Consider the following 9176-nt stretch of genomic DNA (forward strand, 5'->3'; position numbering starts at 1 on the left):
TATTGCAATGGCTCAAAAGTTGATAACCGATTAAGCAAATAAGCAGCCCTGGTTAGTTGCGTAGGGTGGGGCCCTGCCCCACCAAAAAGCACAGGGAGCTGCAATATTGCCATGGCTCAAAAATTGATAACCGATTAAGCAAATAAGCAGCCCTGATTAGTTGCGTAGGGTGGGGCCATGCCCCACCAAAGGCACAGGGAGCTGCAATATTGCCATGGCTTAAAAATTGATAACCGATTAAGCAAATAAATAGCCCTGGTTAGGTTTTCACAGGCGTAGTTTGAAGGTAAAAAACAATAAACCTATAAAAAACATTAGTTTTCTACCATACTCAGTAGTCAAGCCGGCTTGAAATGGCGGATGAACTTAACGTATATCAGGGGAGGTTGGTTATGCCGAAAAAGGGTAAAAAGACGAAAAAAAGCGATAGCGGGGCAAAGCGCAAATTAAGCAAGAAATTTGTGAAAATGCATAAGCATCAACATCTCACGGGTCGGGTGGAACTCCTTGAGAAGCAGGTTGCTGAGTTACAACGCCTGCTGTCTGCCGGAGGGGATGAAAAGGTAGAGAGTGATGATATCGAATCAGTTGAGTTATCTGATGATCTGAAAAAGATAAAAGGTATCGGGGCAGTACTAGAAAAAAAGTTACATGGGATTGGTATCAACAGCTTTAAGCAGATTGCCGACTGGAATCAGGCCGATATCGACCGCTTCTCCGATCAACTCAGTTTTAAAGGGCGTATTGAGCGGGAAGACTGGGTGGCGCAGGCAAAAGAACTGGTAGCAAAATAAGCAGCCCTGTCGTTTGTTGATTCAACGGAGTGCTCAATCTTCCTTGTCTAAAACCTGGCAGACGAGTTTTCCCTGTTGCAGCCTGGCTTGGAGTTCATCCCCAATGTTGACCTCTGAAGAGTCGCTAATGATAGCGCCATCAGAAGCACGACTTACGATGGCATAACCTCTTCCCAAGGTATTCAGGGGGCTCAGGTTGTGAAGATCCCTGCCTATTTGAATTAGTTTTGTCTGGTATAGATTCATCCGCTCCTTGAAGGCGCGATGAAGTCGTTCTGTAAGGTTTCTGTTTTGTTGGTTTAACCTTTCCAGTCGTTGTTCCGGTGTCTGCCTGGAGAGGCGAGTGTGGAGCCGATCCAGACGTTGGTTGCGCTGTAGTAGGTTGAATTGAAAAACTCTGGTCAATCGGTCAGCCAGCTCATCCAGTCGTTGCTGACGTTGTTGAAGTCTCTGTTTTGGATGTTGGGTATTGAGTCGTTTACCCAACGCCAGACACCGTTCACTCAGTTGTTGAAGTCGTCGTAACTGATAATGATGCAGACGTTTTGCAATTGTTTGCAGTCTCTGTGTCCACTCCTGTTGATCCGGTGTAACAAGCTCTGCAGCTGCAGATGGGGTAGGGGCTCGCCTATCTGCAACGAAGTCTGCGATGGTAAAATCGATCTCGTGGCCTATGCCGGTTACCACGGGTATCTTCGAGTTTCTGATTGCCCTTGCCACGCCTTCGTCATTGAAGGATTGCAGGTCTTCCAAAGAGCCGCCACCCCGGCTTAAAATCAGTAAGTCACACTCCTCGCGTTTGCTTGCCAGGGCTATCATTTGAATGATCTGTCTGGCTGACTCTTCACCCTGTACCTGGACAGGATAGATAATCACTGGCAGGGCGGGAAAGCGTCGTTTGAGAACGGTCAGTAGATCACGTACAGCAGCGCCAGTGGGCGAGGTGATCAGTCCCAGCTGTTTTGGGGGCATTGGCAATGCCCTTTTGCGTTCTGTGTCGAACAGACCCTCGGCGGCAAGTTTCTGCTTCAGCTGCTCAAAGGCAAGACGTAAAGCGCCTTCCCCCGCCGGTTCCATGTGCTCGGCAATCAGCTGAAATTCACCCCGTGCTTCATACAGGCTTACCTTGGCTCGAATCAAAACTTGCTGGCCGTTTTCCGGTTGGAAGCGTATTCGCTGACGCTTCATGCGAAACATGGCACAGCGTACCTGGGCCGCTTCATCCTTGAGGGTGAAATAGATGTGACCCGATGCCGGTTGCGCTAAATTGGAGATTTCACCACTCACCCAGAGCAGAGGAAAACTACCCTCCAGCACAGCACGGGTCTCCCGCACGAGACGCGAAACAGAAAAGATATCTTTGGTTGAATTTGGCGTTGTTGTTTGCTGGCTCAAGCGGTTTCTTTGCTCAGGTAGGTTTCGAATTCATCCACAGGGAGTGGATGGCTGAAGTAGTAACCTTGGAATATCTTGCAGCCTTTGTCACGCAGAAATTTCAATTGACTGGCATTTTCGACACCAATTGCAACCACTTCGATCTCCATATTCTGAGCCATGTTGATAATGGTTTGAACCAGCTGAGCATCTTTGGGATCAATTGAAATATCGCGTATGAAGGTCCGATCTATCTTGAGTTGATCCACTGGTAATCGTCGGATATAGGCGAGAGAGGCATAGCCGATACCAAATCGGTCGATGGAGAAACACACCCCTAACTTCTTTAGCTGAAGTACCTTGTCAGCTGCCTCTTCAAAGTTTTCAACCAGGGTGCCTTCATGAATTTCCAGGGTGAGGTGGCTGGGATTGACGCCACTCTCCTCGAGAATTGTCTGCACCTGATCGGCGAAATTGGCCTGGTGAAAATGAACTGAACTGACATTTATGGAGAGGCGTATCGGGTTGTGATTATTTTCGTTCCACTGCTTGCTTTTCTTAAGCGCCTCTCTGAGAACCCATTCACTGATCTGTAGAATCTGTCCTGACTCTTCAGCAACATCGATAAAGGTTCTTGGCTCCACCTCACCATGTTTTGGATGAAACCAGCGAAGTAGAACTTCCGTGCTGACAGTATTCCCTTCGAGATCGACCTGGGGTTGATAGTAGAGTGTCAGTTCGTGGTTGGTCAGGGCGTTGCGTAAGTCGTTCTGCAACCTAAGCTGTTGTTCAGCCGCATTCTGCATGCCAGGCAAGAAGAATCGGATTGTGTTTCTGCCTTCCGCCTTGGCTCTGTACATGGCTGTGTCTGCATATTTGAGTATATCGTCACCGCTTTCGCTGTCTAATGGGAAGATGACAATGCCGATACTAGGTGTGATATGTAGTTCATTGTCATTAATGAGATAGGGCATCGAAAGAGTTATCTGTATTTTTTGCGCCCCTTTTCTGGCTTGCTGTGCAGCTACCTGGGGGTTGCTGTCCAGTTCAGCGAACAGAACAATGAACTCATCACCACCGAGCCTTGAGGCGGTGTCTTCATCTCTGATTTCACTGCTAAGGCGTTCAGCAACCTGCTTTAGCAGCAGGTCACCGACTTTGTGACCCAGAGAGTCATTGATCGTCTTGAAGTGGTCGAGGTCCATAAATAAAACTGCACCGGAGTGATTGTGACGGCGACACCTGGACTGAGCTTGACTGAGTCGGTCGATCAGCAAGCGGCGGTTTGGCAAGTCTGTGAGGACATCATAGGTGGCCTGGTAGGCGAGGCGTTCCATTGCTCTTTTCCGTTCGATCTCTGCACTGATCCGGGCAGCAATGATATCCATGACATCAACCCAGTCTGGCGGCATGAATAGGGGTTTTCGTGAGACAACCCAGATAATACCGATTACTACACCTTTGCGGTCACGGATCGGAGAGCCTGCATAGCCTTGCATGTTGAGAAGCACAAGGTCTTTATCTTTTGGAAAGAGATCCTGGATGCCCTGTGGATAGAGAGAGGCGCCCTGTTTCACTACCTTGTCACAAGGGGTGCCACTGATCTGATAGTTGAAATCGTCAACTACTTTATTGTCAATAATTGTGGCAATGGATTTGATTTGTGTTCTTCCTGCCAACTCCCCGACATTCGCACCATCTGCGCCAAACCAGCGGCACAGCTCTCTGGCGACATGTTCGAAGAAATCCTCTCCAGTGATGCCGACCATACTCTCCATTAAGGTATTCAGGGTCTCCGCGGCCCGTTTGCGCTCTGAGATGTCTTGATGGGTACCACAGGCCCGGATTGGTCGGTGAGTCAGTGGATCGAACTCAACCGCACCGCCTGAACCCTCGATCCATACCCAATGGCCACTGGCATGTCGCATGCGGAACTCTACACTGTATGTTTTGCCTTCGTTGAAAGATCGTTTAAATATTGGTATGACACGATCTCTGTCCTCTGGATGAACTCGCTCCTGCCAATCATCGATATTGTGCAGCATATCTGAAGGCTCCAGGCCAAGCGTCTCCATCCATTTTTGATTCACGGTAAGTTCATCGGTCAGCAGGTTCCAATCCCAGAAGCCCAGAGCAGCACCTTTAACCACAAGGGAGAGTTGTTTTTCTGTTTCCCGCAAATGGGAGACATCCACCAGAGTGACCGGGATATGCTCTATCTCTTTGAGTGAATCCGAGAGGGGGAATGAGATCATCACCTGAATCAAATGACCCTTTGAAGTCAGTAAAGGCACTTCGCAGGAGAAAAGGGCTTCTCTTTCACTGGATGCGATTAAGAACTCTTTGAATGCAGTAAATACCTCCGGGGTGATGCTTTTGGGTAACCACTGCTGCAGCTGTTTTAAATTTTTAACGCAGAATAGTTTCAGGGTTGCAGGATTGGCGTTGACAACCCGGATTAAAAACAGAGTCTCTTTCAGTAGATCAGGATGCTCTTCGAGGTGGGATCTGAGATCTTCGACTCCAGAATCAAGCAGTTCATCTAATCTTGCCAGGGCTTTGGAGCTATCACCTTCACACAGTGCAGTGGCTACCCCATCGAAGTAGTTGTGGTAGCGGGCCTCAGTGGCGGCCAGTTGTCGGGTCTTTACTTTGACCCGCCATCTGAGGATCTGAGCGATTGATAACAGGGTGATCAGCAGAGCCCCTACAGCAAAGATTAACTGATACAGCAGAGGTGCAGGTTGTCTCTCGGTTTTCAATGGCTCGAACAGATTATTCATACGCTGGTGGTAGACAGATAGTTCATCTGCTTTCTGGATGGCCAAATGGTAGTCAAGACGCTGCTTTATATTTTCGGCCAGAGGGTTCTTCCGTGATATGGCGTATCGGATATCGAGGGGCATTAAGAGGATAGGGCTGGCTACTGGACGGTGGAAATGGCCAGTACTTGCGCCAAACAGGCGATTGATCAAGCCGGCGTCAGCACGTCCGCTGGCGACTGCCCTCATCACCATATCGTAGGAGTCATAGGTCTCTATTCGGCAATCTATCTTGAAGGACTCGCATATTTCCAGCAGGCCATGTTCAGAGGTGAGGAAGATATCCTTGGACAGGACAGCGATCTTTTTACCATTCAGATCAGGAATGGATTGTATCTCCGAGCCTTCAAGGACGTACATTTGCCCCCAGTTGGCGATAATGGTCTCGTCTGAGAAGAGAAATCGCTTGTTACGGGCCTGATTGAAGGCGATGGCAGGCAACAGGTCTATTTTTCCTGTTGATAATCGATATAGCTGATCACTCCACGTGCCGGGTATATAGCGGAGTTTCCACCCCTCCTGATAGGCGACGCTCTCGAGGATATCGATAAACAATCCTCTGGGCTGCCCCTTTGAGTCGGTGTCAACCGAGGGGGGGGATTTAAAGACGCCCACCCTTAAGGTCGTTGTAGTGGTTGCATGCGCAATGCCGCAAAAAATCAGCAGGATGAAGGCGATAAGGAGAAAAAAAGTTCTGCTACGAACCTGAAAATTGTGCATATCTGCACTTCCTGACTTCATTGTCTAAGTCCCTAACGACTAGCATAGCGCCAGATCGGTGCATTTGCAGATGTTTCTGACCAATTTGGAGGTAGGAGGGGTATTTTGAGCCAGATTCAGGCGCTAATTTCTTATTGAATCGTGGTTGATTTAAAGCTGCCGGTTTACCGGCTAGACCGCAACTTCTATAATGCCCGGCTACTTTATCCCTCCAGCCGGAAAAAATGCTATGCGTGTAATCGAGGAAGCCCTCACATTTGACGATGTTCTCCTGGTGCCCGCCCACTCCCAGGTACTGCCCAAAGATGTTGATTTACGGACGAAATTGACCCGGGACATCGATCTTAATATCCCTCTGGTTTCGGCCGCAATGGACACGGTTACCGAATCACGATTTGCCATTGCTCTGGCACTGGAAGGAGGAATCGGCATCATCCACAAGAATATGGATGCTGCAAGCCAGGCCCGGGAAGTGGAGAAGGTCAAAAAATATGAGAGTGGGGTGATCCGGGATCCAATTACCGTCGGACCCTACGTCAGTATTGGTGAGGTGGTTGAGCTCACCCGCTCCAGAAACATATCCGGGGTGCCGGTGGTGGATGGCAAAGAGCTTGTGGGCATAGTCACCGGTCGGGATCTGCGCTTTGAGCGCAAAATGGATGACCCGGTGCGGAATATCATGACCCGCAAAGAGAAGCTGGTGACGGTCAAAGAAGGCGCGAGCCGTGATGAGGTGATGAGCCTGCTACACAAGCACCGCATCGAAAAGGTGCTGGTGGTGGATGACAATTTTGAACTGCAAGGCATGATCACCGCCAAAGATATCCAGAAGGCCAAAGATAACCCCAATGCATGCAGGGATGAGCATGAGCGTTTGAGAGTTGGTGCTGCTGTCGGTGTCGGCGTAGGCACCGAAGAGCGTGTGGATGGGCTGGTCAATGCCGGAGTCGATGTGGTTGTTGTTGATACAGCCCATGGTCACTCCCAAGGTGTACTTGACCGAGTGGCGTGGGTGAAGAAGAACTATCCTGGCGTTCAGGTTATCGGTGGAAACATCGCTACCGGTGCGGCCGCACTGGATCTGGTCAAGGCAGGTGCTGACGCCGTAAAAGTGGGTATAGGCCCAGGATCTATCTGTACGACACGTGTTGTTGCCGGTGTGGGTGTGCCTCAGGTCACAGCAGTGAGCAACGTGGCCAAGGCTTTGGAAGGGAGTGGCATACCTCTGATTGCTGATGGCGGACTACGTTACTCTGGCGATATTGCCAAAGTTCTGGCTGCTGGTGGTTACTCGGTAATGATCGGAGGCATGTTTGCCGGTACAGATGAAGCACCAGGTGAAGTTGAGATCTATCAGGGGCGCTCCTACAAATCCTATCGTGGTATGGGTTCCCTGGGAGCAATGTCGGGTAAAGATGGCTCTAGCGATCGATATTTCCAAGAGAGCAATGAGAAGGAAAAATTGGTGCCAGAAGGCATCGAAGGTCGTGTCCCATATAAGGGGTCTGTGATGAGTATTATCTACCAGATTATTGGTGGCATCCGTTCCAGCATGGGCTATACCGGATGTGCCAGTATAGACGAGATGCGCACCAAGCCAGAGTTTGTAAGGATTACCAATGCCGGGGTCACTGAATCCCATGTGCATGATGTAACGATCACCAAAGAAGCACCGAACTATCGGCGCGATTGATGAGTCCCTACCGATATCTTACAGGAGCTCTGCCGGTCGATCCGGTAGCTCCTGTAAGCGTTTTGCGGAAGTAAAAAGCAATGACAACTGATATCCATGCCCACCGAATTCTGATTCTCGACTTCGGCTCCCAATATACACAGTTGATAGCCCGCCGCATCCGTGAGGCTGGGGTCTACTGTGAGATTTTCCCCTATGACAATGCCGGTGAAGGACTGGAGGGAACCAAGCCTGCAGGTATCATACTCTCAGGTGGCCCTGAAACCGTGACCGCAGATGAGGCGCCTACCGCGCCTCAGGAAGTATTCGAAATGGGTGTGCCGGTTCTGGGGATCTGCTACGGCATGCAGACCATGGCTGCTCAGCTCGGTGGTGGAGTGGCCTCATCGGATAAACACGAATATGGCTATGCGCAAGTGCGAGCCAGAGGGCATTCCCGTCTGTTGAAGGATATCGAGGATCATACCAGTCCGGAGGGCTATGGCCTGCTGGATGTCTGGATGAGCCATGGTGATCGGGTTGAATCCCTACCGGAAGGTTTTCAGGTGATCTGTGAGACCGAAAATGCACCAGTGGCAGGCATTGCTGATGAGTCACGCGCCTACTACGGATTACAGTTTCATCCAGAGGTAACCCATACTCGTCAGGGAAAGCGAATTGTTGAGCGATTTCTGTTTGAGATCTGCGGATGTGAAGTGCTCTGGACTCCAGGTCAGATCATTGAGGAGACAATTCACAACGTGCGTGAGCAGGTTGGTGAGAAGCAAGTGGTACTAGGACTCTCAGGTGGCGTTGACTCCTCTGTGGTGGCAGCACTGTTACATCGAGCAATTGGTGATCAGTTGACCTGTGTGTTTGTCGATAATGGATTACTGCGCCTGCATGAAGGCGATCAGGTAATGGCGACCTTCGCTGAGCACATGGGTGTCAAGGTGGTTCGGGTCGATGCGGAAGATCGTTTTCTGAAAGCCTTGCGCGGTGTGACAGACCCTGAACAGAAACGCAAGATCATCGGTAACCTGTTTATCGATATCTTCGAAGAAGAGGCGGGCAAGCTTGAGGATGTCTCCTTTCTCGCTCAGGGAACCATCTACCCGGATGTCATCGAATCTGCCGGCGCGAAATCGGGCAAAGCCCATGTCATCAAGTCTCACCACAATGTTGGTGGGCTGCCAGAGTATATGAAGCTGGAATTGGTCGAGCCTCTGCGAGAGTTGTTCAAAGATGAGGTGCGTAAGATAGGTGTTGAGTTGGGGCTTCCCTATGAAATGATCTATCGCCATCCCTTCCCGGGGCCAGGTCTGGGTGTGCGAATTCTTGGTGAGGTCAAAAAAGAGTACGCAGACTTACTACGTCAGGCTGACCACATCTACATTGAAGAGCTGATCAAAAACAAGCTCTACGATGAAGTGAGTCAGGCATTTACTGTGTTCCTGCCAATCAAGTCAGTCGGTGTTGTTGGTGATGCCCGACGCTATGAATATGTGGTCACTTTAAGGGCTGTAAAAACAGTCGACTTCATGACCGCAAAATTTGCCCACCTGCCATTTGATTTTCTTGAAGAGGTTTCAAGACGCATAATCAATGAAGTATCGGGTATCTCAAGGGTGGCCTATGATATTTCCAGTAAGCCGCCAGCTACTATTGAGTGGGAGTGATACGAATTCATAATATATTGAATAATAAGAATAAAAAACAACCCTATTGATAATATATCCTGCATCATCAATGGTATTTTTCATGGTATTTCCGAGTGCTGTAAGGCAGAAAGCA

5 protein-coding genes are annotated in these 9176 nt (G+C 49.6%); 3 read left to right on the plus strand and 2 right to left on the minus strand.

Going from position 1 to position 9176, the window contains the following annotated elements; genetic code table 11:
• The first annotated feature begins 392 nt into the window (after positions 1 to 392).
• The gene (locus AC4IE7_RS08350; protein WP_490776365.1) at positions 393 to 794 is read left to right on the plus strand and encodes a helix-hairpin-helix domain-containing protein; all 402 of its coding nucleotides are present in this window, start codon (positions 393 to 395) and stop codon (positions 792 to 794) included.
• 33 nt (positions 795 to 827) lie between these two features.
• Here AC4IE7_RS08350 and xseA read toward each other — a convergent pair whose 3' ends face one another.
• Together xseA and AC4IE7_RS08360 are read right to left on the minus strand one after the other, a co-directional pair.
• Positions 828 to 2189, minus strand: coding sequence for an exodeoxyribonuclease VII large subunit (gene xseA, locus AC4IE7_RS08355; RefSeq protein WP_490776366.1), 1362 nt, complete (start codon positions 2187 to 2189; stop codon positions 828 to 830).
• On the minus strand, positions 2186 to 5731 hold the full coding sequence (locus AC4IE7_RS08360; protein WP_490776367.1) for an EAL domain-containing protein: 3546 nt from the start codon (positions 5729 to 5731) through the stop codon (positions 2186 to 2188). Before AC4IE7_RS08360 ends, xseA begins: the two co-directional genes overlap by 4 nt.
• A 208-nt stretch (positions 5732 to 5939) precedes the next feature.
• Here AC4IE7_RS08360 and guaB point away from each other — a divergent pair, with 208 nt between their 5' ends.
• Complete coding sequence (guaB, locus tag AC4IE7_RS08365) at positions 5940 to 7403, plus strand: IMP dehydrogenase (RefSeq protein WP_490776368.1); 1464 nt, start codon at positions 5940 to 5942, stop codon at positions 7401 to 7403.
• Between the two features lie 80 nt (positions 7404 to 7483).
• Entirely contained in the window at positions 7484 to 9061 is a 1578-nt protein-coding gene (gene guaA / locus AC4IE7_RS08370; protein WP_490776369.1) for a glutamine-hydrolyzing GMP synthase, read from the plus strand.
• Positions 9062 to 9176: the final 115 nt, after the last annotated feature.

This window comes from Candidatus Thiodiazotropha sp. AKAK3, from assembly GCF_058244645.1.